Genomic DNA, 26,031 nt, shown 5'->3' on the forward strand with positions numbered 1-26,031 from the left:
CAAATCGGCGACAGGGTCGACCCGGGAGCGCCCGGCCCAGCAGACAACACCCGCGCTGAAAAACAATGCGATTCCATGCGATTAATCGCAGAATCGCGCGGAATTCGACTTACCCCCAACTGGTCCCGCTCTCGTTGCCCATCTCAAGGCGGGATATAGCAGCGACCACCCCGGCGGAGGGAGCCGACATCGCAGGAACGTCTCCTGAGCTTCGGACCTTCGCAGCCCAGCGCGCTCGGTTAAGCATCCGCTGATGCAGATTCGGATGGTTGCCGGGCCGAAAGGTAGCGCTCTTTCTCTGCATCGCTCATGCTGCGAATCTGCGCGGGGCCAAGATGCCACTCAGGACTTCGTTCTATGCCTTGCGCCTGCAAGCTTCGATGATCGACTCGTGCGGCGTGGCCGCTTCTGGCGAGTGCCCCATTCTGCATCTCTGCGCACCTTTCTCTGAGTGCCATCAAGTTGTCTCGAAGCTCGAGACGATTCTTTCCTCCACTGTCTTTGCGACGACCTCCTCCATGAGGTTGCTTCGCGTTGAAGCGCTTGAATGTTTTTTTAGGATCGCGATCGATTCCATCGTCCAGTCGATCGCTGAACATGAGGTGCACGTGTGTATTCGCCTCACCCGCCAATGCAGAGGCGGTTGAATGCACTGCAAATTGGAAGGGTTTCCTGCCTATGAACTCCCCGACGATCGTCTGTACCAGTTCCTGCTGCTGCTCAAGTGTGAGTTCATTCGGCAGTGCAATCTCGTGTTCACGGTATGCAGTACCGTTCTTTCGCTCGTACTTGTCGGCCGCTCGCCAGAACTTCGACGGATCATCAGATGCCCATTCGGGCAGATTTCCATGGCCGGTGTCAACCAGTTCATCCACGTGACTGCTGTGTTTTCCTTGTCTTGTGATGTACCTGGCGTGTTCTGCCGCCGCGCCCCTTTTTCCACTCTTGACACTGTGATGAAAGCTTGCCATTGTCGTCATCCTTTCAAGTAAAAAAGGCCAGCGGTGATCACCGCTGGCTGACCTGAGGAGTGGCTCTTGATCGGTTGATTTCAGAGAAGCATCTAGAAACGGTAAGTGCGCATCCTCATGCGCCCCATTTGCTTCGTCTTCGCTTCAACGACCATTGATATACGATCCACTCAACTCACATCATCAGGACATCTGTAGAAGATTTTTCTTATCTCTTCCAGACGTTCCAGTGCAAAGAGAAGATCAGCAACTACGACAGCTTCGCTGGGTTTCAGTCGTTGTTTCTTCGTAACGTGGGCATGTGCCGATGTGGGGAACAAGCACACAAAGATGGGAAGGACCATCAGACATGGGAGCTACACGCGCAAACGCACAGTGTTGAGCAAAGCGCCTGTATCCATGCAATGATGGACATCTATCCTTCAAAGGATTTGCAGCACAGAAGCTTTACAGGCAGCCCTTCAAGATTGACTCGAACTAACAACAGGCCTGAGGTCTAGAGCTTGCGCACGATGGCGATGCAGCGCTCCACGGCATCTGCCTTGGCTACTTCTCCGCGTTGCTTGAGGCGGTCACGGTAGGCCTTGAGGGCTTGGATCACGAGGTCGCGGCTGAGCATGGGTGGAATAGTAGCGGGTCAAAAGTACGGTTCGGGCTCTCCTGCCTCGGTTCATTGGACACTGGCAGATGACGATCCTCAGCCGATGTCCTGCTGACAGCTTGATCATCGGGAGCGGGCATCTCTCCCCAGTACCTCAGCTACTCCAGACCCGGTGCGGCTCCCAATTGACAGCGGCGAAGCGCACCCAGAAACTCCGCCCATCAACCAGAGGGAGTGCCACCATGGATATCACCGAGGGTTACCTAGCTGCCTGGGCAGCAACTGCTCGAGTACTGGAGCAAGTTGAACCAGCAGAGCTGGAACTGCTCCCCGAAATCGCCGAATCCACCACGCGCTCCCCAGGACGCATCCAGGGCATGCCGGGCGCTTTCGACTTCGATTTGGCTACGGCCCAGACCCTGGCCACGACCTTGTTTCCCCTCGTGCTGGCCGGCATGAACTTCGCAGCGCCCAAGCTCTTCGAGACCGTTATCGACATCGGCAAGGATTCGGTCAAGAAGCTGATCGAGCGGCGACTGGCAACGAAGCCTGCAGCGACCGCACCGTCACCGAAAGCCGAAGAAGTCGTCCGCCTCAGGGAGTTGATCCGGACCGCCGTGCTGGAGCGCCGGCTGGCCCTCGGTACCGCCGACATCATCGCCAATGCCGTGATCGCCCAACTGGCCATCGACAAGGCAAACTGAATGTCTCCCGAACGGCTGAACCAGCTCAAGCTGCCAGACGAAACCAAGCTGGGACTGGGACTGGTGATCGTCTACCTCCTCTTCGACGTCACGCAGTCGCTCACCTTCGGGGGTTGGCAAATGGCCGAGATGCTGGGGCTCGAGCCCAATGCGCGCACGGCTGGTGTGTTGCAGCTGATCCTGCTGGCCGTGATTTCTGTAGGCTTGGTGGTGTGGCGACGTAGGAGCATCTTGCGCAGCCTTGGCGCACAACGGCTGGAGGAGGCGGATCCCGCGCTGGCAGAGGATGCCGCCTACCTCGCCCGGCACATCGCCCGAGGGCGAGGCAGCTTCTTGGTCACGTCGAACTTCAGCGACATGAACGCCTTTTGCTTTGCAGGAGGCCGTACGAGCTGGGTCGTCCTGGGCGCGGGACTTCGTGTGCTGTTTCGCAAGCAACGTGAACGGGCCCGCGCGGTCCTGGCACATGAATGCGCGCATCTTGACAGCGGCGACGTAGGCTATGTGGTGATCGCTTGGTACCTGCTGTGCGCCTACGCACTGTTGGCCGTTGTGAATCTCGTGGTAAGCCAGGGCTACTTCTGGCTGCGTGTTCCCTCGGTGTTGCCCGCATACGACCAGGCCGGCGGTCTTGTCGGCCTGCTGGAGGTGAACGCCCGTTATATCTTCTCCGCCGGCTTCAGTGGTCTGATCGCGGTGCTCGGTGTCTGGTTGCTGCAGCGGTATTTCTTTCAATTGCGGGAATTCCGGGCCGATGAGCGTGCGGCGCAAGCGGGGTTTCGGGGGGCATTGGTTGAGATGTTCAGCAATCCGTCGGCAATACGGTCGCTATCGCCCTGGCGGGCATTGCTCACGATGCACCCAGCATCGGTGCGGCGCATCGACCGATTGTCATCGGAGCAGGCTTGGGGGCGGCTCGATGTCTATTTTCTTGCGGGTATGGGTTTCATCGTTGCCCGATTGGGAAGCGAGATACCGAGCGGCAATTCGGGCGATCTGCCTTCGGCCGCTCTGACCCTGTCGGAGTTGCTGTCGAGGCTGGGTGACTTACTTCAAGCCGGAGGGTGGCCGCTGGCCGCCAGCATCTCGTTCGAAGTAGTGATGGCGTTCATCGTTGCGCTGCACACCTTGCGCATGGCGGCGACCCAGGCTCGCCTAGGGGCTGGCCTACTGTACCGGCTCTCCTTCCTGTTCTCAGCGACGCTGGTGGTATTCATTGGGGCTTTTCTGGGGGAGATCAGTGCTTGGGGGGAGCTGGCTCGCCTCGCGAATGTATCGCAGCCGTGGACGATGTCGAATGCGTTGGACACGTCATTCTTGACGGGTCTGTTGCTGGCAGGTATGTACTGTTTTTTTGCGACAGCCATCGTGATGGTTGCGCCGCGGGCGCTGAGGCATGCGCCCCGCTCGACCGCTCGGCAGCTGGTGAGCCTGCTGTTGTGCGCACTCGGCCTGGCATCCTTGCTCCAAGCCGGAGCGAACCTGATCGGCATTGCTGTGGGTGCCGTGTTTGGGGGGCTGCCGCCTTGGGATGTTCCGTGGATGCCGGCTTCGAGCGTCCAACCGGTTGAGGGGGTGCCCAGCGCCATGCAGGCCTTTACGATCCTCCTGATACTCACAGCTATCCTGTCTTTTCCGCGCTGGCTGGGCGCGTGGCAGCCCAAGGCAGTCGTTGCAGTGAATGAGGGCTGGCTGGTATAACGAGGCGCAATCCTGCCAAACAGCACAAGCCTGCATAGAGGTAACGCCCGAATACACAGGGAAAGGGCAGCTGGTTGACAGCTACGCCAGCCCGTACAATCGCGCGCTTTTTGCGATCACGCGGTGTGCATTCTCCCGGACATCGAGCGCCTCGGGGCGCGCCCACGCCACGGAGAAAGGCCAACTCGCACTTCGACGCACGAGCGGCGGCTTGGCCTGTGGCATCACGGGCTTGGTCGGCTGGCGAGGAGCGGCAGAGTACTGCATGAAGGCACGGATCCCGGTATCGTTGAGTCATCCGAAAGATGACCGTCTCATCCTAAGGAATCGGTGTCAGCTTTGCAGTGAGGTTTCTCACGGGATGGAGAAACCGCCGCACGGCCGTTCAAGAGTCGAGCTCGGAAGACATACGAAAGAACTCAAACCCTAGGGTGAACCCGGATAAAAAAACCGCTCCTCGTCCCGGCAACGTAAGCCGCAGCTTCCTCCCCAGTCGGCCATCTGTGAATACATCACAGCACAGTCCCTGAATGGACCAACACGCCAGCGTCAAATTGTTGCAGAATGTTTACAGGGTCGGAGGCCCCCTTCCGCCAGCGGCGCACGGCACAACGAGGCGTCAGATCTGGCGGCTCTCCCATCCCTGAAATGCTCGGTCTTGCCCGGAGGGAGTGAGACGCGAGACAGAGCCCCAGCGGTTGACTTGCAACAGAGAAAACAAAAGCAAGGCGAGGAGGAGCGATGCCCAGTCAAAGTCTGAGTACGAACGCCCACACGCACGGCAAAGCCCTGCCCGGTATCCGGTACATCCAGTGGCTGGCCGTGCCAGTTGGCGCGCTACTGCTGGCAAGCGCCGCTGCAGCGTTCCAGATTGCCCCCATGGGCTCTGCCTTCGAGTCCAAGCTGACCAACGAAACCGAAGATTCCCTGGCTCGAACCGCTGGAAGCCTTGGCATCCTGATCAAAGGCCGGGTCCACGAAGAAATCACCCAGTTGGGCATGGGCTGCCCGGTCGAACCGTCCAGCTTGTTCAAGGACACCACCTGCAGCGACCGGGATCGCCCGTTTGCCACGCCGTATGTGATCTATGGCGTTCGCTGGAACGATCTGCCTCCCTTCCGGCTATCCCCGGAGGAAGGCAACTGCACCTATCTGGGCAAGTCGTGCAACGTGGCCCAGACCATTCGCTTCTCAACACAACCTCTGTGCTGGTACTGCCTGTTCAAGGACGCAGAGAAGAAAGCCCAGACCCAATCCATCGTCGGTTGCAGCAAAGACAAGGGAACCATTCGCGGAAATGTGATGACCCGTTCACACTTTGGTGACCTGCAGTTCCTGCATGCCATGGCGAGCCAAGAGAGAGTTCCGCCGGGCACGACCCGCGCCAAGGTGCTGGATTGGCTGGAGTTTGCCTGGAAGGTCTCTTCCCGCGAGTTCAAGCCCGGCACCTTCCTGCGCGACATCCCGATCGCGAGCGTGCAGGAGCACTTTGGCTGCACGGAATGGCGGGTGGTCGACCTCTACATCCTGGGGCGCCAGGACATCCTGGAGCGCTACCTGCACCAAATCGCCTTTGGTTCCGTGCTGCACACCGTCCAGGACTCCTTTGCCGCGGCTCATGTCTCCCGCGAAGCGCAGCCTCCTGGCAGGATCTGCTCCAACACGGTGTACGAACAACCGCGCCGGATCATGGAGTTCCATACCTACGGTGCCCAGGACGGTGCCCTGCACGACGCACAGGACAGCCGTGAAGCCATGACGCAGGTGAGCATTGCCAGCCACTGGCCGGATGCGGTCGAAGCAACTCGCAACCTCGTTCAGTTGTACGAAGACCGTGCCGGCTGGGCTGATGTTCAGCCCTATATGCAGTGCTTGTTTGAGCTGGCCGATGTCCCCAGAGATTCATCTCCCGGAGACCTGTACAGGCGACGTTGACCGGCTGAACCGGTGTTCTCCGCGTAAAAGGGTGCACGCGCAGCAAACAAAGGAGGAAAGGTGGGACGACGAAGCGGTTTTGAGGGATTCATACGTGCCACGGCCCGCGCGATGGCCGCGGCAGAGCGTGAGCGGCAACGCGAGATCCGCACGCAACAAACACGTATGCGGCAAGCCGAGCGGCAGCAGCGCATGACGCTGGCTCAGTTGCAACGCGATACACGCGCCGCCGAAAAGCAAGCCAAGGCAGAGTACCTGGCAAGCCGGCAAGAAGAAACGGATGACTTGAATGCCGATCTGCAGGAGCGGATCGAGGAGTTGCAGGGCATCCTGGCGCATACCCTGTCCCGGGACGACCGAATCGACTTCGCTGCCTTGAGGCCCTCGGAGGTCTTCGAGGCGTTCCAGCCACCTCCTGAGCTCGCCCCGGGGCAGGCGCCGCGTCCTCCGCACATTCCGCCCCCCTCCGGTCTGGGCAAGCTGATTCCGGGCGCGGCCAAGAGACATGAAGCCGCGGTGGAGAAAGCCGCCACGGAGCATCAAGCCTGCGTCTCGCGCTTCAACCAGGCCGAGACAGCCAAACGCGCGCAGTTCGCCAAGCTGAAGGCGGACTACGATCAGCGCAAACAGCTGTTCGATGCGGACATCCAGCGCCGCAATGCCGAGGTCGACGAGTTCCAGACGGCCTACCGTTCAAAGGAGCCGGGGGCCGTCGTGGCCTACAACGAGATGGTCCTGGCCCGCTCGGAGTATCCCACCGAGGGGTTTCCGCAGAAGTTCCGTGTCGCCTACCTCCCCGACTCCGCCGAGCTGGTCGTGGAGTACGACTTGCCGCAGGTGCAGGTCGTGCCCCAGGAGTTGGAGTATCGGTATGTGAAGACCAAGGACTCGATCGAGTCCAAGGCCAGAAAGCCGGCGGAGATCAAGCAGCTCTACCAGGATGTCGTGGCGTCTATCACGCTGCGTACCTTGCATGAGCTGTTTGAGGCCGATCAGGTCGATTCGCTGGCGCTGGTCACGCTCAATGGGATGGTGGATGCCCATGATCCAGCCAGCGGTCGTGAGGTGCGTGTGGCGGTCGTGTCCGTACGGGCCCCGAAGGCCGAGTTCCTGGAGTTGCGGCTGGAGAAGGTGGACAAGATCGCCTGCTTGCGCAACCTGGGGGCGCAGGTCTCCAATCGCCCTGATGAGTTGCAGGCGGTCAAGCCGATCGTGGAGTTCGACATGGTCGACAAGCGTTTCATCGAGCAGGGCGATGCGCTTGCAGGGCTCGAAGCCCGCCCCAATCTGCTCGATCTGACGCCGGCCGAGTTCGAGGTGCTTGTCTCCAACCTTTTTGGTCAGATGGGGCTGGACACCAAGCTCACGCGCAGTTCACGGGATGGTGGGGTGGACGCGGTTGCGTTCGATACCCGGCCGGTGCTTGGTGGCAAGGTGGTGATCCAGGCCAAGCGTTACCGTGATACGGTGGGTGTGAGTGCGGTGCGGGATCTCTACGGGACGATGCTCAACGAAGGGGCGAACAAAGGCATTCTGGTCTGTACCAGTGGGTATGGACCGGATGCTTATAGCTTCTCCAAGGACAAGCCGATTGAGTTGATTGATGGGGGTGGGCTGCTTTACCTGCTGAGAGAGCATGCAGGGGTCTTGGCTCGGATTGTTGTTTGATATGGAGGGCAGGAATCGACTCGTAGCAATCGGGCGGCTAGCAGGGGTTGATGACGGCTTCGCAGCGCAAGCGGACGTTCGGCCTTGAGCATTGAATGATCGATGAGGGCCACAAACGCGACGTTCGCGGTCCGTTCAGTTCAACTGCGATTGGCTGCCAGCGACACCTCGCTCGCGGACCGACACGGACTCAGATCTAGTGCGCCGTCTTTCGCGTTTGCTACTCTAGGAACTATGAGGCATTAACGACAGGGAGGACAACGTGTCCCTACTACAAGAAATTCAGAACGAATCCAACGGCGCGCTGTTTCGGCGTGCGGATCTGCACATCCACTCATTTGGCGAGGGTGGCTCATACGACGTGACGGACGCGTCGATGACCCCTGAGAGCATCGTCGATACGGCGATCACTGAGCGGCTCGACCTCATCGCGATCACCGATCACAACAACATCGCGAACGTCCGCCGGGCGCTGAAGTATGCGGACGGCAAAGGCCTGCTTGTTGTCCCTGGTGTGGAGCTTTCAACGCCGCAGGGGCATCTGCTGGTGTACTTCGAGACGGCTGACCAGCTGCAGCGTTTTTTCGGCAAGCTGACCATTTCGGATGACCGGAAGGCCTGCCACAACACCATCCCTCAATGCCTCCGCTTCGCCGAAGAGTTCAACGGCTTCGGCATCTGCGCACACATCGAGCTGGACAGTGGCCTGGAGAAGGCGCACCCGAAATTTGACGCGTTCAAACAGGAGGTCTTCAACTGCTCCAACCTGTTAGGCCTTGAGATCACCAATGCCGCGAACGGCGCTTGGTTCGCTCACGACGACACTGATGTCAATCGCCGCAACTGTATTGTGACCCGATGTGCGACGCTTGGTCTTGAAAACGGCGTCGATCTTGCGAAGGTGATGTCCTCGGACGCACACACCCTCAACGCCTTGGGCCGCAACGCCAGCGGCAACAGAAAGCTGACCCGGCTCAAGATGGAGGCCTTGACGTTCGCGTCGCTGCGGATCGCGCTGAAGGATGCCGCGGCGCGCGTGCGCCTCGAGGACCTTGTCCCCGCGTCGGTCCCGAGGTTCGTAGGGATCAAGCTGGAAGGCGGATTCCTCAAAAACCAAGTCGTCCACTTCAGTCCTAACCTGACCTGCATCATCGGCGGGCGCGGTGCCGGAAAATCAACGCTGCTGGAGTCGCTCCGCGCGGCTTCGGGCAATGCCGCCGAAAGCACGATCATCGACTCGGAGGTGTGGCCGGACGCCATCTCGCTTGTCTACGAAGACGAAGTGGGGGAACGCCACACGCTGACTCGCAGCAAGCTCTGCGATGTAATGAACGCCGATCCGGAAGGGCCGACGGCTGTTGCAATCGAAAGCTATGGGCAAGGCGAAACGGCTGACACGATCCAGCACTGCGACACCGACCCCTCGATCCTGCTGCGGTTCCTGGACGGCTTCATCGACTTTGGCGAACTGCGCAAGCAGGACGAAGCCTTGCGCGATGCGATTCTCGCAAATCAGACAGATATCGAGACGCTGCAGCAGAGCATCAACCAGATCGGGCCAACGGAGAAGGCCAAGGGAATCGCCGACACACAGGTCGCAGTACTGAAGAAGCAGAACGCGAGCCAAGTCGTCGAGCTGGAGGAAAAGCTGGCCAAGGAGCGGCGTTTTCGTGATGGTCTGAAGCGCAACCTTGGTGAGCTTCTCACGTCCATCACCAGCAGCCTGACGGGGGGCGAGCTGCGCAAGTTGACTGCCGACGTTGATGGCAACGGCCTCGCGGTCGGCAAGGCGGAGTTTGAGGTCGTCAAGGGGCTCGTAGATAGTCTTGCGACAGAGATCGAGATGCTATCCGGTCAGCTCAAACAGAAGTTCATCGCCGCGAACGACAAGATCGCGGCGCAGCTTCAGGTCTGGATCGCGCGCGAGAAGGAGACGCAGGGCAAAATCGAGGAGATTCGGCGCGAACTGGAAAACCAGAACATCAAGCTCGACATGGCGTTTATCCGCAAGGTAACGAAGGACGCTGCCGATTTGCAGGCGCGGCTGACCGAGCTGAAGAAGAGCCAGCCGAAACAGCAGGAAGCATTCAAGGAGCGCAAGCGCCTGATTCAGGAACGGGCTGGTCTCCGCGTGAAGATTTTCAACGCCCGCCACGCATTTGCGACGACGATGAACGGCAACCTTGCCGCTGCCGTTGTGGACTATTGGGTCAAGTTTCAGTTCTACGAAGGCTTGCTGGCGCCCGAGATGGAAGAGCTGGTCAAGAGCACCATGAGCTGGCGTACCTCCCAGGTTCCACGGGCGGCGCTCATTGCCGCCACACTTTCACCAGCTCAACTCCTTGCTGCCGTGAATGCGAAAGATGCGTCGGCACTCGAACAGCTGAACGATGCCGACGGCAATCGTGTGTTCTCCAAGGCCGACGCCGCCGACATCATCGCCAAGCTTTCGGAGTGGCAGGCCAAGTGTGCGCTGGAACGCATCGCTTTCGAAGACAGGCCCGAGATCAAGGTGACGCAGGTTGTCGAGAATTCGGATGGCACCAAAGGCTATCGCGTCCGCGATTTCGCCAAGCTCTCGCTCGGCCAACAGCAGGCCATCCTTTTGACGGTGCTGCTGTTCTCGAAGAGCCGCGTGCCGCTGATCATCGATCAACCAGAAGACAATCTCGATGGCGAGTTCATCTACAAGACTGTCGTTCGTTCGCTGCGCAGCATCAAGGAGCACCGGCAGGTCATTATCGTCACGCACAACCCCAACATCGCCGTCCTGGGAGACGCCGAGCTGATCATCCCGCTGCGCGGTGCCAGCGAGGTATCCGTGATCAGGGACCGTGGGTCGATCGACACCACCGATACCAAAGACATCGTCTGCACGATTCTTGAAGGCAGCCAGAAGGCCTTCAAGCGCCGGCAGGAGGTGTACGGCTACTGACCGTAGCAGTGATGTTGGTCGGAGCGCGTAGCTCGCGAACGAAGGAGAGCAACCATTTTCTTCACCGTAATTGATGGCCGTGGCCGTGTGCCCGGCGGATCAAAGAACCAGGCATTTCTGTTCGTCGACAACTGGGACGATTGGGGCAAGTATCGGACGCAGTTTTCGCTTCATGTCGCCGACGAAACCGGAGAAGCTCATCACATCGGCTCGGTCAAGATCGGCCAAAAGGGCCTCCAGCCCTCAGGCAGAGTCTCGAAAGGTCATCGAGCACCGGCGTTGGATGAAACGTTCGACGCTCTGGATGAAAGCTACTTTTCGCTCGGCCAGAGTGAGAGCTACTACGAGTCGCTGAACGAGCTTAGCGACGCGCTTCGAGCGCGCGTTCTAAAGGGCCTGCGCGACTGTGCTGCCGACCTGGGCATTTTCGAGACCTACCGCGCTGAAGAGGTGATGCGAGAGTCGCTCCTTCGCGACGTTGTCGAATCGACCGTCGCAGGACGGCTGAATCGCCTGTCCCGCGGCGATGCAAAGCTCACAAGGTTTTCGTTCGCGTACAGCTTTCCGGCACGGGGGCGAAAGCCCCCGGTATCGATGACCTTCGATGTCATTCCGGAGTCTCAACCCCCGACGAACGTGCATGTTCTGATCGGCCGCAACGGCGTGGGTAAAACGCGGTGCATGCGGTTGTTGGCCCTTGCCCTGCTTGGCCGCGAGACCGACGACAGGCATTCCGCTGGCACGATCGAAATGCAGGCCGAAGATACAGGCGGTGCCGTTGCCTTCTCTGGCCTCGTCCTCGTCTCGTTCAGCGCTTTCGACGAGTTTGAGCTGGAGCCCGCAGAGGCGGACGCCATGCGTTGCCACCAGGTCGGTCTCAGGCATCCGGAGTCATCCAAGCGCGGCTCAACAGCGAAGAGCTTTGACGATCTGGGGAGTGATTTCGCAAACAGCCTGACACGGTGCCAGTCGGGCGTGCTAGCGGAACGCTGGCGCACGGCTGTCCGGAGCCTTGAAGAAGACGATCTCTTTGCAGAGGCAGATGTCACGTCGCTGCTGGACGAAAAGAGCGCCGTGAGTCTCAAGACGCGTGCGCGACGCCTCTTCAAGAAGCTGAGTTCGGGGCATGCCATCGTTCTGCTGACCGTGACTCGCCTCGTCGAACTGGTCGATGAGCGAACGCTAGTACTGCTCGACGAACCGGAAGGGCATCTTCATCCGCCGCTCCTCGCTTCCTTTGTGCGCTGCCTGTCCGACCTGCTAGTGCGACGGAACGGGGTCGCCATTGTGGCTACGCACTCGCCGGTTGTTCTTCAGGAGGTGCCTCAATCCTGCGCCTGGAAGCTGCGACGAAGCGGGCATGCCGCGATCGTTGCACGTCCGACTGTGAAGACTTTCGGGGAGAACATCGGCGTCCTGACACGCGATGTCTTTGGTCTGCAGGTCACGCAGTCGGGGTTTCATAAGCTCCTGCGAGATGCCGTCGCTGACGGCTCGTCCTATCGAATGGTCTTGAACAAGTTCGACGGAGAGCTGGGCGACGAAGCGAAGGCCATCGTTCAGGGGCTCATCGCAGAACGTGACGAGGATGCTGATGCGTAGCCTGCCAAAGCCTGACGTGACCGGTGCGGAGGTGCTGCGGCTCTGTGCTGCCAGCATCAGAGATTCCGATCTGAAGGAACGCCTGATGCAGGCCGAAGCCGTCGTTGAAGCCGCCGAAGAGCTATACCGGGAACACGGGGAAGGCGGCGAACTGCATGCCATCAGGGAAGCAAGAACCGTTGGGGGCTTCGTCACCCGCAAGGAAATGGAGCGAGTCTACAACGGCACGTTCGTGAAGAGCAGCAGGACGCGCGGCACATATGCGAAGCTCAAGAGGGCCTGCGTCAACGACATATGCCCGCTATGCGGTCAGGGAACGGTTCACCAGCTTGACCACTATCTTCCAATCACCATCTTTCCGGTCTATGGCGTAACGGCCATTAATTTGGTCCCGGCCTGCAGCGACTGCAACAAGTACAAGCTCATCCATGTCCCTGCGAGTGCAGGCGAGCAGACCATCCATCCCTACTTCGATAAGGTCGACGACGAGCAATGGCTGTTCGGCGAAGTCGTGGAAAGCACGCCGGCCGCCGTGAGGTTCGCGGTGAACCCGCCCGATCACTGGGATGCAGTTCAGGTCGAGCGTCTAAAGACCCATTTCCGTATCTACAGGCTCGGCACGCTGTATGCGACGCATGCTGCGGTTGAGATCAGCAACATGAGGCACGCCCTAAAGAAGATGGCCGCCACACCAGGTTTTGCCGAGCGGATCAGGCAGCACCTGCGCGAACGGGCCGAGAGCTGCGCCGAAGTCTACGAGAATTCCTGGCAGCGGGCGACGTTTGACGCGTTGGCCGATTCTGATTGGTTTTGTTCCGGCGGCTTCGAGACCGTATAGGCTTCCCCGTCCGTCAACAAGGCATCGAGTCAGCTGGATCTGAGTGCTCCATGCCTTTTTGCGCGCAACAGGTTCGCTTACTTGCCACCGCGCCCATCCAGCAGATCGCATAAGTGCTGCAGACTGCATTCGAGTGACGGCATTCGGCGAACGCTGCCATTCGACGGTTCGAACCTGAGCGACCGCAACCAGCCTGAAGCCGCCCTCGCATCGGCGAGGGCAGCTCCGCAGCGATTGCTGCCGATTGCGGACGAGGCTTCAATAGCAACTGCGGGGCCAGAAGCGGACGCATATTTCAGAACCGAAGATGACCACTTTAGGCTGCCTGAAGCTCTCCCTGCCCGACTGCGGCCCTCAGTGAGTCCAGGCCGAAAGAGGCGTTCAAGCTTGTGATAGGTTCGGTGCCGGTCCGAATCCTGCCTGCTGAGGCGGCCATGGTCGCAGCCAATTTGTTAAAGGCTCTACTCGCGCAAAGCCTTTCTGCACAATGATCGAGGACTCGAGCCATTGAGATCAATCGGCAACAATGTCCCGACTATCAGACGAGGAGCATTGATGGGTAAGAAGACTTCACAGAGTGAGCACGCAATCACGCATCGCGCTTCAGATATCGACTATGACATTCCGCTGAAAGTCGACTCTGCCCTCCAGCGGGACAAGTTGTCGCGCAAAGGATATGCAGAGATTGCCGCGGCGGCCTTGCGCAAGGTGCCTTCGTCTGCGGGTCTGGTTGTCTCCATTGAAGGAGCATGGGGGAGTGGAAAAACATCCGCGCTGGCAATGATCGAGGCACTGCTGCTAGAGGACGAAGAATTAGCTTCACCGCTGATCGTCCACTTCAATCCGTGGCTTGTCGGCGACAAGGATGCGTTGCTACGCCATTTCCTCTCCAGAATCGCCAGTGCCGTCAAATTGAATGATCACAGCCGTGATGGCAAGAAGGTCGCGAAGGAGATCAAGGCCTACGCCAAAGTTTTCGACTTGGTCAAACTGATCCCGGGCGCGGAACCTTGGGCTTCCATGATCAAGTCTGTCGTCGAGGCTGCTGGCGAGGCAACTGGTGCTGTCTCCGAGTACAAAACCCCAGATATCGAGGCTTACAAGCTGAGGGTGGAGGAAGCGCTTCGGAATTTCGGTCGCCCGATCATCGTCTTCATTGATGACATAGACCGGCTGTTCCCGCTGGAAGTGTTCGAGATGGTTCGAATCATCAAGGCTGTGGGCGGATTGCCTCGTCTAGGCTATGTTGTGGCATGGGATTCGGTGTATGTTAGCGGCGCCCTTGAGAAGCTGGGCGTTCCTCAGGCCGCGAGCTATCTGGACAAGATCGTTCAAGTGAGGATGCCGCTTCCGAGTCTTTCATTGGTCGCGCGAAGAAAGCTGATCGAGGACGCTTTAGACGGACTCGATCCGGAAGCACTGCGCCAGCGCTTTCGCAATCAAGACGATCGCCTGGGATCCCTGTACCACTCGGGCTTGCGTGATCTCCTGGAGCAGCCACGGGACGTTGCCCGTGTTTTCAACGCAGTTCGAATGATGGAGCCGTTGCTGCGAGACGAGATCGTCTTTGCCGACATTCTTGGACTGGCGGCTCTATCTGTGAAAACCCCGGCCGTGTTCGACCTGCTCCGGAAGAAGCCTCGTCTTTTCGTGGGCCCGTTGCCTGATGACGTCACTATCTTGAAGAAGCCAGAAGAGGTGATCAAAGAGGGGGCGGAAGAGAGACAAATGGCCTTTGAAAGCTCAAGGGCAGCGAGCGCCGCAAAAAGGGTTGTGCATTTTCTCTTCCCCCGAGTAGCCAATGCCGATGGCAGCTTCTCGCTCGGGAAGGGCACTTATGTCGAGGGCAACATTTCTCATCCCGCAAAGTTGGCCATCGCGCTGCAGCTTAGCGTGACGGATGGAGATGTCAGCATCAAAGCTGCCCGTCAGTATCTTCAAGACACCAATCAGCGGGAGTCCGTGGCGGCCGGTCTCACAAGCGAGAACTGTAATGAATTTATCGATCTACTTGGAGAGGTCGGTGAATCGCTGAGGGGAGAAGGGATCGCTGATCTCGATGAACTATGTGTGTCAATTGCTCGATTGGTGGAGAAGCCGTTGTTCGTATCGCGCGCCATGTCCAATAGGCGTGTACTTCGACTTCGGATTGAAGACATGGCGTTGCGTGCAGTGAGTCTTCTGGCCAGGGCGACGGACAAGGAGCGTATTCCGGCAATCTCGAAATTGATAGCCATCGACTCTGTAGCGCTTTCGTGCGCTGCAGAAGTCGTGACCCGGAGCTATGTCCCTGACCGAGATCGATACTCCGATGGCATTGGGCTTCTAGCGAAAGACAAAGGAAAAATCCTTCGGACCTTTTCTGAGAACGTCATGGAAGCGGCAAGACTTGAGAACCTGTTGAAGATGAATCACGCAGGATTCATCTTGTGGACGATGGCGAGGGTAGCCCCCCAAGAGTGTCCGGCGCTCTTCAGTGTTCTCAAAGCATCGGACCCCACCTTGGACCAGTTTGCCCTGTACTACCTTGGAGGAAGCTGGGACTCGACGAAGGGGAACTCATACAGCCTGCCGCGGGACGCATCTCTGCATGAGGTGTATTGCCCTCTCGTTGACTTCAAGTCTCATGCGACAGCGCGGCTTCAAGATGAATTTCTCCAGTATCCCGAGCGTGCCGCTTGGCGTTCTGTTGTTGAGGGCAGCCGCTTATATGGCATTGACGGCACCGAAGCCAGACATTGAGGCTGGCCCCTGGATTGCGCTGGCTTCAAACGTGGCCGCTTCGGGCGCAAAGTCGCCGTCTGAGTTTTCCACTGAACGTCGACGACCAGTCTGGAGCGGCTATGCCCATGAGAGAAAGTGCGGTCGTGGTGGTCCGCCGAACCGACAGCCTCAAATGACCGGAAATTCAAGCCTGCGGCCGTTCGAAGCACATCCCTAACGTCAATACCTGGGCGGGCAAATGCCCATCGCCTTCTTATCGAAGAGCCGAAACCAATCTTGTCATCAGCAGGAGTCACCGCAACTCGCCACAAGTAGAGACAACAGCACTGACGATCCCATTCCATAGCCAATTCGGCTCAAGGACAATCAATCCCGGCAGGGTGACGCATCAGCTTTGAAGTGCAGCGCGCGGCGCGCTACGATTCTCGTCGCCATGACCTCGCAATCCAACCTAATGATCCCAACGGAACGTCCCGTGGCCGCCGGCCGCCTTGCCCGCCAATTGCACGCCGCTGATCGCGGAAGGCTCGAGATAGAGATCCCCGCTGGAGCGCAGGTCGATCCCATCGTTCCCGGCGCGTCGGTCGATGCCGGCAAGTTGCGTTTCGCGCGCCTCGAAGATAGGAACACGGCGGCGGCGGCGGATGTTCTGGCAGAGTTGGGCGATCCTCCCTTCGACGAGCAGGCGGTGTGGGATGCGGCCTATGACCTGTGGCGCCGCGAAATTGGCAGCGCCGACATGGCTAGCGGAAGGTTCCTGGCGGCCGTCTACCCATGGGCCAGCGTCCTGCGCCTGGCGACGACTCGCATCACTCGCCCGACCGATGTCTTCGCCGCCCTGCACCTCGTTCAGGCCTCCCTGCCCTATCTGGAGACGGTCGAGCTGTCTGACGTGATTGCGCTTTGCGATGCCGAGCGGCCGCACACAGCAAACGACCTCGCCGGCGGAGCTTTTTATCACGCTTTGTCGCGTTGGTTTGTTCGTAGGCCAGTGGCCGCACGTGACATGGTTGAGATGTTGCTAACACAGCCGCTCAAGACTCGAGGCGACCTGCTGGGCGCGGCCTGGATGGCGTGGTTCGCGTCGGACCAGCAGGCCTCCGTCTCACGTCTCCTGGAAGTAGACAAGCGCTCCGAACTGACCGAGCTTCACGAGGTCACCTGCTGGATTGCCGGCCGCATGCTTGCAGAGCCTAGCCTTGTGCCCGAGCTGGCGCCCGATTTGGAAGCACCGATCCTGCTCCGGATCACTGGCGAGGATGTCGTGCCGCGCCGGGCCGGAATACGCGCCGCCAGCTCCATCCTCCACCTGCGACGTACCTTCGATGCGGCCTTGCGTGCACGCCTCGCCGCAGGCGACCAAGACGCGGTCGGGAGCGTTGCGCAGGCCTTGTCACACAACGACGGGGATCTGCTGCAGGCGGGCATCTACTTCGAGTGGCTCCCGCTGTGTGTCGGACTAGACGATGGGTTCAACCGGGCATTAGACGGGCTGGACTACAGTCTCTCTCAGCTATTGCGCCCCGAGTCGGCGCACGTCGAACCAGCGCTCAAGTTCCTCGAAGCCTGGGTCCGTGCCCACCTTGGCTCGACGGCAGGCAAGCGCGAGTTCGCGGAACGTTTCGACGCCTGCACGCAGGCGCTGCGGTCCCATCCCCCGCTGCTGTCCCGCGTGTTCACCCGCTGGATGCTTGCTGATGGCCAAGCTACTGCGAGTGCTGCGGCGGGCATGATCGCGGACATGCGCACTGATGGCGACATGGCGATCGGGTTTGATCGAGGAGTGCTCGACTCTGCCACGGAGGCCGATCTGTTGTACTTGGTCAAGCGGATGCTTGGCTTCCTGCTTGAGCCCAAGCAAATGCTCTCGCTAGCTCTGTCCTTGCTGGATTTGCGCAACGCGAAGGGGCGCGTATTACCCTTTCTGCGGTGGATGCTGCATGAAGAAATCGGCTATGACTACCCAGGAACCACTCGCGACGCACTAAATAAACGGGCCGCACAGGAGATGGACGCTGACGTGAGAGAACTGCTGGGCAGCATCGCAGCGCAGTTGGAGGCTGACATGTCGGCGCTGGAGGCGCTACCGCGCCTGCGCGAACTCCAAGTGCCGATGGCCCTGCGCCGCGATCTCGCTAAAGCTCGTGCCAAGGCGATGCAGAGTTCGATTCGTGAGGCGCAGAAGCAATCAGTCTTTGCGCGACTCGTCACGCAGGTGCATATCAAGGCCGGCGAGACCAGCTTTCAGCACCATGGCGAATCGTGGACCGAGCCCATGCACTTTGCATCTCACTCAGTGTCGTTCGAGATGCCCCGGCGCGAGGTGCTTGATCCCGTTGGCAATGCCTACCGGAGACTGCAACTGCGCACGACCAAGCGGGATCTCACATGAATGCCAGTAATCCAATGCGCCTGGCGCTCTCGCACTACCTGCGCACGCTGCGCGAGCGCGACGAGTTCGACCGGCTGCTGCCCGAGTTGTTAACGCAGATGGGCTACGTGCCATTGGTCAAACCCAAGGCCGGCGTGCGCCAGTTCGGCGTCGACTTCCCGGCGGCAGGCCGATCTCCGGCGGATGGCGTCGACGAGCTTCTGCTGTTCGTCATCAAGCAAGGCGACATCGGCCGACGCACTTGGACCGGGGATCCTAACGCCGTGCGGGAGAGCATGGACGAGATCATCGATGTCTGGCTCGCCAGCCACGTGCCGCCCGAGTACAAGGACCACCGTAAGGTGATCGTGGTGGCGACCACAGGTGACCTTGGCCAGGAAGTGCAGCCTAACTGGGCTGGCTTTGCAGCACGTCACCCCCAGCTCCGCTTCGAGTTCTGGGGTGCGGACAAGGTATCCGACTTGGTCGAGGCGCACCTGCTGAACGAGCACCTCTTTGACGGTCAGGATCGTGCCGACCTGCGCAAGGCGCTGGTGATGGGCGCCGACAGTGACTACCGGTTTGAGCACCTTTGCCGACTCATGTTACGCCAGTTGGGCGTCACGCCCGACGGTCGGCTGGGTGAGGAAGGAGTCCAGCAAACCGTCCCGGCACTACTCAAAGCGCTGCGCCGGGTACACCTGGCTGCATTGGTGTGCTCGCACTGGGCCGACGGCGAGAGCGAGCGCCGCCAGGCGCTCTGGGTGATGGAGCGCACGCTGCTGTGGTGCTTTCACCGTGTCGTCCTGCAATCGCTACAAGAGCGGCAGGACGTCCGTGATGTGATCCGGGATATCTGGCGCTCCTACCTGCAAGCGGCCAGCCGCTACTACGACGCCGTGGCTGCGCACATCCGCGTAAAGGACGGCCTGTCGGGGTACACGCGAGAAGGCGCTGAATATTCGGTGCTGCTGCTCGAACAGGTTGGCCTCCTCGCTTCGATCGGACTGTCGGCTGCCTTGGTAGAGCCGGGCCAGGATGACGCGTGGCGGGCACGCTCCAGCGAATTCGCGACGGCACTTGCTGCGATGCTGCGCAATCACGAAGCGGTAGCCTCTCCGCGACTGGATGCACAAGTGATCGACATCTGCCTGGCTCTGGTACTGTTCATCCAAACGGGACAACACGACTTGGCGCGCTGGTGGACTGCCGAGATCACGGGGCGCCTGAATTTCGTGTTCAGGCTCGACCGTATGTTCCCGGTGGGTTCCGACTCCCTCGACGATCTGATCGAGCTTGAGGTGCATGGCTCCGACGAGTTCAAAGGTCTTATGCGCCGCCACTCGTGGCTACTGGCCACCATGGGGTCCTGGTGCGTGATGCAGGGCCAGGACGACGTCTACCAGAATCTAGCCGAGAGCTATGCCAAGGAATATCCCGACCTGGGCAGCCAGTTATGGCATCCAACGGCGGACTGGACTGCGAAGTGGTACTTTGGGCCAGCGCACCAGGACAGCGGCAGCACCGAGGCTCCCTACACATTGCCAGCATCAGCGCAAGCTTTGCGCGACCGCATCGCGCAGTTCAACGCAACCGGTCGTCTGCGATGGGAAGAGAACTCGCCGGCCTTGGCAATGGGACTATGGCCGTTGGACTTCATCGCGTGCCGGCACTTCCGAACACCTGTACCCGCATCGATGTGGTACTACCTAGACAGCAAGCCGCCGCACGGCAAAGAAGAGGCCACAGGGCCTGCTTCGCCGCTTCTCTGAGATCCCGTGCATTGACATACGCTGGGCTCTGCTTGATCTCATCTGCAGCGCCCGAACCACACGAGATCTTCGGCATGAGGTCGCTCGCGCGTATATCAGCTCCCCGCCCGAAGAGCCGAGAAGACGGGCGGCTTCAGGAAGGACGTCGACCACGTCATCTGCGGCCTCCACGCTTGAGGCCAGTAGCCGCGTCCGTGTGTCGCCGATATCAAGGCTGAATCGGTTTGCTAAGCAGCCATCGAAGGCTGCACCGACTCCACGCTCGTCCGCTTCCACCAGTAGTAGTCATTGAGCGCTTTAAAGCAAAGGTCCGCATTCAGCCTGAAGCCGCCCTCGCATCGGCGAGGGCGGCTCTGCAGCGTTGTCAGACATCAGCCTTTACGCATGCAACGTCCGGTATGCAAGTCATAGCTAGCTTAGCTGTACGACGGCCGAGCATCCGGTCTGGATGCAGAGCTGCCGAACGAGCTCGACGCTTGGGTATGGCATTCAGCCATTCGCTCCGCCAGGCAGCATCGCGCTTAGGGCTTCGCCACCGCGCTTCTTTTGCGCGAGTGACGGGATTTTGATCTTCCCAATCGTGCTTAATGCCTGCTCGCTCAGATAGTTGTTGGAATACGCCAGAACCGGCTTGCTGCCCGAGAGCTGGTAGCCGCAGAAGGCACGTGCCAACGGTTCGCGACTGCGAAGGCCCAGCGGGGGCTCGTTAGACACACCGAGCATCACATCGTCCGTTCTCACTTCGAACACTACGCGGTCGGCGTCCTTGAGGAAGGAGACGTCCAGGTTTTTGTGGTGTGTCGCCATGTCGTTGAGCTTGCGCAGTAGTATCCCAGGGCTTTCCGGCCACTCCTCCTCGATCGGACGATCGGAGATGAGGATGCGCACTCTGACGCCTCGCTTCAATGCTTGATCCAGAAACAGCAACCGCATCGGCGTCAGGCGTGACGCTACGGGCAAGGTGGTCGTGATCAGCATCTCGCGTTTCGCTTTCTGCAACGCGTAGTCCACCAGTTGGGGCACCTCGAACGGCAGCAGGGAGCGCACTGGGATCTGCTCCAACTGCTGCAGAACCGCAACCAGTTCCGCTTTCTTGGCGTCAAGCTTGGTGGCCGCTGCGGCGGAGTCCTGCCGCTCCAGGGCTGAGATGCCGAGCTGAAGCGTGCTCTTGATTTTCAGCAGATCGGCCAGTGATCCGTTGCCAGGCAGAACTCCGAGCGGCTTGATGCGCTGGTCCACTGCCATGGCGCCTGAGCGACGGTTGAACAGGCTGTCCATGCCGAGGCGCGGCAGTAGCTCATGATTGGCGATGGCGTCGCTGCTGGGGTTGTCGATGACACCATCAATGGCCACCCGGGCCAAGGGTTCGGCCCCCCTGCTACGCGCGTACAGCAGCAGCACCGCCGGGACATAGCGCAGGGTGCGTCGCAGAACGGACAAATAGCGAATCAGCTGCTCCCCATCGCGCAGCTGATTGCCGGAAAGCTCCAGGGGAAGGTCAACCAATGCCGGCAAACGGGTGCTCGGTGGCGCCAGCCGGACCATGCGTTCAAGTGCGAGTGCTCGGCCTGGCTCGAGGGTGGCGAGCCGGGTCTTGACAACCCCCTGGATCAGCGGGTTCCAGGCGAGTGAAACGACTTTTTCCTCGATGCGCCGTTCACCGGCCTCGCTGAGCACGGCGATCCCTTTGGGACGCAGCGCCAGCCAGGGCGTCTGCGACAGGTACTCGTCGTCCGATAGAGAGTTGACGACCTTGGTGCCGTATTCAGTGCCGAGTCCCAGAAGGCCCACTACGTCGGCGGTCGAGCGCACGCCTGCAAGGACGGCCTTGAGGATGAACTCCTCCACCGGCATGAGATTGCGCTTCTCGGCGACCAAGCTGTCCAGCGACAGCAGATAGATCGGCAGTCCAATCGGCAGGTAATCAATGAGCGGCATGCCGTCCATCGTCTGATACTGCTCGGCGACGGCGTCAAAGTCGATCATGGCTGACGATCGCGCACTCGGCGGGGTTGTTGTCGATGTGGGCCAACACAGGGCGGAAAGGGTTTTCGGCGTTGACCGAGCGGCAGAAATCGTCGTCGCCGACGATGATCAGCGCATCGCGCCCACGGGACAGCGCCACGTTCAGTAGAGGCATTTCGCGTTGGAATCCAAGCCGGCCCTGGTCGTTGGAGCGGGTCACGCTGTAGATGCAGATGTCAGCGTCTTTGCCTTGGAAGGCGTGCACAGTGTTGATTTCGATCTGCAGGCTCTGCAAGGGTTTGGCGGTTCCCCGCAAGCGTTGATCAAGCTCGTTGACCTGAGCGGAGTAGCCCGCGATGACCGCCACGCTTAGCGGTGCTCGGCCGCGGTTGGCGTCGTTCAGGCGCTCCAGGATTTGATACACGATGGTCGCCTCGGTAGCGTTCCTATAGGTCCAGCCCGGCATCTCCTGGTCGCGGCGCTGCTTGAGCGCAGCGGTCGTGTGCCACTCCACCTCGTGTCGATGCAATTTCGCGGCCACGGGGTTGCGGTCCGCTACCTTGCGAATCGTGACAAGCTTGCCGTCGTAGAACACATCGCTGATCAGCCGGCCTATTCCACCCACCATGCGCCGCTGTTCCGTCAACTGCGCCTTGCACGACTTGGGAAGTTGTGGCGTGAGGACGTCGAGCAGCGTCGCTTCTGCCTCCTCGATGGGGAAGCGCTGCTCCAGAACTTTGTTGGGGTCCAGCTCCGAGTAGGGCGGCAGCTGCTTCGGGTCGCCTACCAGAATCCATCGCTTGCTTCGGCTCATCGGAATGAGCGTCTCAGTGGGGGTGGCCTTCGAGACCTCGTCCACGATACACAGGTCAAATACCTGCTCGCCGATGGCCTGGACGTTGCCTAGCCCGACACAGGTGCCCGCTACCACGCGGGCTTCTCCGAGCACCGCGCCGTGAAAATTCTTCGAGGCACCGAGCCTGCTGAACCATTCCAGTTGTAGCTCAACGTGGCGCTTGAGCACATCGGCACCGGGCGCATCCGGTTTACTGAGCGCCTCCATCCACTCCTTGCTGATCTCGTCGGACTCGGAGGCCACCGCTTTACCGTACGCGCCACAGACATGAAGTTTCTTGACGACCTTCCTCAGACGGCGCTCCAGAACCTTGACCCGCTCAGCTACCTGCGCCTGCTCGTCGAGCAGGGTGGAGGTCTTGGTTACCTCGGCGTCCTCCCCTTCTCCGGCGGACTTTTCGGTGATGCTGCCCGTCAGCATCGCCAGTTGCGCCTGCTGTTCACGCAGTTCGGCCAGCAGAATATGCCGCTGCTCACCGAGTACCACGACCTCCACCTCTTCGGCATCCAGGCCCACCTGTTTGGCCTGGGCGCGCAGGTGCTCGCGTGCACGCTCCTCCACCCGTTCGATCCAGGCGCGCGTTTTGATGTCGAGAGTCAGCGGGAGGGCCCGTTCGTCGATCTTCTCGAGGCGCTCGCCATGGATGCGTACTATGACCTGCTCCATCCCCTTCTCCAACAGCTTGACGACGACGTGGTCCAGCGCGGTGTGGGTCTGGGATGAGAGCAGGATGCGTGCAGCGGGAAAGATGTTCAGATAGAGCCTGATCAACTCAGCGATGAACGTAGTCTTGCCAGTCCCCGGGGGGCCTTCCACCATCAGGATGCCATTGACACCGAGGGCACGCTCCAAAAGGGCGAGTTTCTCGCCGTTCAGGTCCTTGGCAGAACCAGGCGGGAGCCCCCCTTGATCGGGCTCCCTGGCGCTGGCCGGATTGCAAAGAAGCGTCTTGAGGTCCGGCGACGCGGCGCGGTCTCGGCGCACGTTCTCGAGCGCCGTGCGTTGCCGTGAGACAGGTTGGCTGTCGGCGTGGTAGTTAGACTCCAGAACCCCGGGGCCCCTGGGCAGCGAGTCATCGTTCAGGTTGCGCGGACGCAGGGTGATCTCTTCGCCGAAGACGCTGTGAACCTCGAAGATCAGCGGGCGGCCTGTGGGCAGCTTGAAGACCAGCGATTCCGGGAGGGCGTCCGCATTGAGCTCACCTTCGCAGTGGGCAACCGCGTTGTTGCCCTGCGAGCGCATGTTGGTGAAGTTGATGCGCAACCTGCGGCTCTTCTGGATGCGGTCTTTCTCACGCAGCACGGCCGCCCAGCAGTCGAACCAACGCTCGCGGGTGACACGATCGCGTTCGCGACTGCGATGCCCTTCTTCTGCCTGGAGACGCAGCCAGAATGCTCGCTGGTTGGCGGCTTGGCGCGTGGGCGCAAGGGGCGCCAGAACGTCCACGGTCACCGTTCGCAACTCGCATGCTAGGCGTCGTTCCTTCTCGGCGCGCTCAGGCTCCAGAAGCCTCACACTCTGAATGCGGAAGAGCTCACTGTCGTCCAGTGCCTTGCAAGTCACGTCAAGCGTGGCTCCCAGCAGACGCACTGTACGATCCTCTTCGTTGACGATATAGGCATGCAATGAGCTATTGAGGTCGCGCTGCAGGAGGATCAATGCTTCTTCCGGCCGGCGGTCACCGAGCTTCTGCGCCAGCTCGCCCAGATCGCGCACACTGATCTGCACCGTGATCTGCAGCGGACGGCCGTCTGTGAACTCTCGATGGAAGGCGTCGAGCTGTACCTGCAGGTCGGTCGCGTTGGCAGGACGCTCCAGCGGGCTGAGCGATAGGCAGCGCTGCAGGATCGCCAGTGGCGAGGTGCGTACCGACAGCGCCGCAAGACCATGCTTGATCTCGTCGTAGTTCGCGAAGGTCGTGCCCGTCAGACACGTCAGTGCAACGGCTGCCCAGGAGTAGTTGTCACGCGCGAAAGAGGTCATTCCATCGTCGGCCTCAGGCGGTGTGTAGGGCGGGGAGCCAGCGTGCTTAAAGGTCTCGCCAATGCCGACGCCGGCACGGGCCTTGGCAATGCCAAAGTCGGTGACCTTGAGCATGCCGAACTCGTTGAAGCGCAGGTTGTCAGGCTTGATGTCGCGATGCGCGATGTATCGCTTATGCGCCGCAGCGAGGGCCGACACCAGCGGCGCACCAATGTCCGCGTAGAACTCCTCCCAGGTCCAACTACGTCCCTCGGCCAGTTTCTCGCTGAGGCAGGTGGGCAGCCACTCGAGTGCCAGGAAAAGTTCGCCTTCGTCCGTGCGACCCGAATCGACCAATTGAACGATGTTCGGATGCCGCAGCTCCTCCAACGCCTCACGCTCGCGGTTGAACGCCAGATTGGCTTGCGCGTCGGTCGACGGCGCCAGCGGTAGCTTCAGGGCCAGGGTGAGCTGGGTGCTGCGGTCCTTGACTCGGTACACACGGGCCATGCCACCCGGCTTCAAGGCTGCAACGACCTCGTATCGACCGCAAAAGATCGGCCCCCCCTGACTGCCTTTGTCCATGCAGATTCACTCCTTGCTGCGCATCCTAACTGTTCAACGCTGGGAATCTATCGAGACATCATCCAAGGTTCGCACAAGTAATCGGCGAGTCTGCCGAGTTGCAGCAGTTCAAATGGCCGCTGAGGGCGATATTGGAGTCACTCGCGCTTGAACTGCGAGCGTCTCAGTTCAGCCTGTACCGGCCATCCGAGTTACTCCAGGCTGACAGATTTATGCCGACTACCCCCCAACAAGCCGCAGCGCCCCTCGCCCTGCCCATCAGGCTTGAATGATGAATCGGCCTGCAAGTCCTCCACCCTGGTAGTTACCTCTACTCAGATTGAAGGACCCCGAGGCGACCCTGCTCACACTCCCTTGAAGAGTTGAAGCCCGCTCCCCTTCCTATCCCTTCTCAATCCCATATACCTTCCTTGAGCAGTCCCCCCGACTGATCCACGGCAGGCCCCCTTCTCACTTCTTCTTCCTTCACCCCAGCAGACCTCCAGCCCCTGTGCGCCACAAGCGCCCAGGGGCTGTTTGTCGTCTGCTCACCTCACAGCCTGCCGTGTTCCCTCACCCCCCTTCAACTCCAGGAGCCTCCCCATGCAATGTCCCCACTGCCGTTCCACCCAAGTCACCACCCGAGACCTCGCCCGCAAAGCCGGCGGCACCCTGGGCACCGTCGTTGGCACCGCCAGCGGCATGGCCGGCGCCCTGCGCGGCGCCCAGATGGGCGCCACGGCCGGCGCCCTCGCCGGCCCCGTCGGTCTTGCCCTGGGCTCCCTCACCGGCGCCCTGCTCGGCGGCCTCATGGGCGGCGCCATCGGCCAGCAGATCGGCACCACCACCGGCGAGTACGTCG

At 60.4% G+C, this 26,031-nt stretch carries 15 protein-coding genes; 11 read left to right on the forward strand and 4 right to left on the reverse strand.

Annotated elements, in window-relative coordinates:
* Window positions 1–239: 239 nt before the first annotated feature.
* Window positions 240–980 (reverse strand): MobA/MobL family protein, encoded by a 741-nt coding sequence (locus tag MMF98_RS15175; protein WP_243307221.1) that lies wholly within the window; start codon window positions 978–980, stop codon window positions 240–242.
* A 487-nt stretch (window positions 981–1,467) separates the two neighbouring features.
* Window positions 1,468–1,590, reverse strand: coding sequence for a hypothetical protein (locus MMF98_RS23655; RefSeq protein ID WP_279343574.1), 123 nt, complete (start codon window positions 1,588–1,590; stop codon window positions 1,468–1,470).
* 224 nt (window positions 1,591–1,814) lie between these two features.
* Here MMF98_RS23655 and MMF98_RS15180 point away from each other — a divergent pair, with 224 nt between their 5' ends.
* The 10 genes from MMF98_RS15180 (at window position 1,815) to MMF98_RS15225 (ending at window position 19,822) form a co-directional block, all read left to right on the forward strand.
* Entirely contained in the window at window positions 1,815–2,276 is a 462-nt protein-coding gene (locus MMF98_RS15180) for a hypothetical protein (RefSeq protein WP_243307222.1), read from the forward strand.
* Entirely contained in the window at window positions 2,277–3,977 is a 1,701-nt protein-coding gene (locus tag MMF98_RS15185) for a M48 family metalloprotease (protein WP_243307223.1), read from the forward strand. It abuts the gene before it with no gap.
* A 741-nt stretch (window positions 3,978–4,718) separates the two neighbouring features.
* Window positions 4,719–5,912 carry a hypothetical protein gene (locus MMF98_RS15190; RefSeq protein WP_243307224.1) on the forward strand — a complete coding sequence of 398 codons (1,194 nt, stop codon included), beginning with the start codon at window positions 4,719–4,721 and terminating at the stop codon, window positions 5,910–5,912.
* A gap of 60 nt (window positions 5,913–5,972) precedes the next feature.
* Complete coding sequence (locus MMF98_RS15195; protein WP_243307225.1) at window positions 5,973–7,580, forward strand: restriction endonuclease; 1,608 nt, start codon at window positions 5,973–5,975, stop codon at window positions 7,578–7,580.
* A 262-nt stretch (window positions 7,581–7,842) separates the two neighbouring features.
* Window positions 7,843–10,515: a TrlF family AAA-like ATPase gene (locus tag MMF98_RS15200; protein ID WP_243307226.1), complete on the forward strand. Its 2,673-nt coding sequence runs from the start codon at window positions 7,843–7,845 to the stop codon at window positions 10,513–10,515.
* An 87-nt stretch (window positions 10,516–10,602) separates the two neighbouring features.
* The gene (locus MMF98_RS23735) at window positions 10,603–12,117 is read left to right on the forward strand and encodes an AAA family ATPase (RefSeq protein ID WP_243307227.1); all 1,515 of its coding nucleotides are present in this window, start codon (window positions 10,603–10,605) and stop codon (window positions 12,115–12,117) included.
* Window positions 12,104–12,955 carry a hypothetical protein gene (locus tag MMF98_RS15210; RefSeq protein WP_243307228.1) on the forward strand — a complete coding sequence of 284 codons (852 nt, stop codon included), beginning with the start codon at window positions 12,104–12,106 and terminating at the stop codon, window positions 12,953–12,955. The genes MMF98_RS23735 and MMF98_RS15210 overlap by 14 nt, the downstream gene beginning before the upstream one ends.
* Before the next feature lie 555 nt (window positions 12,956–13,510).
* A complete protein-coding gene (locus MMF98_RS15215; protein ID WP_243307229.1) occupies window positions 13,511–15,697 on the forward strand; it encodes a KAP family P-loop NTPase fold protein in 2,187 nt (728 codons plus the stop codon).
* A gap of 415 nt (window positions 15,698–16,112) precedes the next feature.
* Window positions 16,113–18,071: a hypothetical protein gene (locus tag MMF98_RS15220; RefSeq protein WP_243307230.1), complete on the forward strand. Its 1,959-nt coding sequence runs from the start codon at window positions 16,113–16,115 to the stop codon at window positions 18,069–18,071.
* Entirely contained in the window at window positions 18,068–19,822 is a 1,755-nt protein-coding gene (locus MMF98_RS15225; RefSeq protein WP_243307231.1) for a hypothetical protein, read from the forward strand. Before MMF98_RS15220 ends, MMF98_RS15225 begins: the two co-directional genes overlap by 4 nt.
* 489 nt (window positions 19,823–20,311) lie before the next feature.
* Here MMF98_RS15225 and MMF98_RS15230 read toward each other — a convergent pair whose 3' ends face one another.
* Both MMF98_RS15230 and MMF98_RS15235 read right to left on the reverse strand, forming a co-directional pair.
* Window positions 20,312–21,808: a hypothetical protein gene (locus MMF98_RS15230; protein ID WP_243307232.1), complete on the reverse strand. Its 1,497-nt coding sequence runs from the start codon at window positions 21,806–21,808 to the stop codon at window positions 20,312–20,314.
* The gene (locus MMF98_RS15235) at window positions 21,795–25,190 is read right to left on the reverse strand and encodes an AAA domain-containing protein (protein WP_243307233.1); all 3,396 of its coding nucleotides are present in this window, start codon (window positions 25,188–25,190) and stop codon (window positions 21,795–21,797) included. The genes MMF98_RS15230 and MMF98_RS15235 overlap by 14 nt, the downstream gene beginning before the upstream one ends.
* A 582-nt stretch (window positions 25,191–25,772) precedes the next feature.
* Between MMF98_RS15235 and MMF98_RS15240 the strand changes: the two genes are divergently transcribed.
* A partial coding sequence (locus MMF98_RS15240) for a hypothetical protein (RefSeq protein WP_243307235.1) occupies window positions 25,773–26,031 on the forward strand: 259 nt, incomplete at its 3' end.

It is taken from the genome of Variovorax terrae, assembly GCF_022809125.1.
Taxonomy (GTDB): domain Bacteria; phylum Pseudomonadota; class Gammaproteobacteria; order Burkholderiales; family Burkholderiaceae_C; genus Variovorax_A; species Variovorax_A terrae.